The sequence below is a fragment of the Vibrio sp. 1288 genome, from assembly GCF_033344475.1.
Map to the genome: position 1 here is coordinate 1 of NZ_JAWPOX010000137.1, position 1,097 is coordinate 1,097.

The window sequence follows — 1,097 nt, forward strand, 5'->3', positions numbered from 1 at the left end:
TGGTCACTCTACGTAGTGCGAACATGTTCCATGCGTACTGCTTCTTAGCAAAAGTATTTGAGATTTTAGCCAAGCACAAAATTTCGGTAGACCTTATCACCACATCAGAAATCAGTGTGTCACTCACACTGGATCAAACTGATACCTCAGGAGGCGCACCACAACTTCCTCAAGCAGCACGTGAAGAGTTGGAAGAGTTGTGTAAGGTCGAAGTAGAACATGACCTTTGTTTGGTAGCCTTGATTGGTAACAAGATGAGTGAACGTAAAGGCTATGCGAAGCAAGTGTTTGGTACGCTAGAAGATTTGAACTTACGCATGATCTGTTATGGAGCAAGCCCTCATAACCTGTGCTTCCTTGTGAATGAGTCGGTGGCGAAGCAAGCCATTCAGAAGCTGCATACAGAGCTCTTCGAACAATAATATTGGTTTGTTCCTCAAGTGCCCACTACCGTGGTTCAAAAAGCATAACGTGGTTTTTGAGGGAACAACGACAAATTAAAGGGCTGCACATTGGCAGCCCTTTTTATTGCTTGTTCACTTGATTTAGCCGTTAATGTTTGGCCCCAACCATTTTTCAGCTTCGATCCTATCCCAACCTTTACGATCAGCATAACTCTCTAACTGATCGTCTTGGATCTGAGCGATCGCAAAATAGCGAGAGTCTGGATGTGAGAAGTACCAACCGGACACTGATGCCCCCGGATACATTGCATAGCTCGTTGTTAGTGACATACCGATGTTCTCTTCAACATTCAGTAACTCCCAAAGCGGGCCTTTCTCTGTATGCTCAGGACAAGCTGGGTAACCCGGTGCAGGACGGATCCCTTGGTACTTTTCACGGATGAGCCCATCATTCGATAGATTTTCATCTGCTGCATAGCCCCAAATTTCTTTCCTGACACGCTCATGCAAGTATTCAGCAAAAGCTTCGGCTAAACGATCCGCCACCGCTTGAATCATGATTGCGTTGTAGTCATCGCCTTGCGCTTTGTACTCATCGGCCAACTCACGCTCACCGATACCGCCAGTTACTGCAAACGCACCAACCCAATCCTGTTTGCCAGATTCTTTTGGCGCGATGTAATCCGACAAGCA

At 46.4% G+C, this 1,097-nt stretch carries 2 protein-coding genes; one reads left to right on the forward strand and one right to left on the reverse strand.

What is annotated here, in order from left to right:
- On the forward strand, positions 1–422 hold a 422-nt coding region (locus R8O11_RS25130), incomplete at its 5' end, for an ACT domain-containing protein (protein ID WP_412035074.1).
- Between the two features lie 123 nt (positions 423–545).
- On the opposite strand, the gene R8O11_RS25135 is transcribed toward R8O11_RS25130, so the two are convergent.
- Positions 546–1,097 (reverse strand): vitamin B12 dependent-methionine synthase activation domain-containing protein (locus tag R8O11_RS25135; RefSeq protein WP_318194599.1); only part of this gene is annotated, 552 nt, incomplete at its 5' end.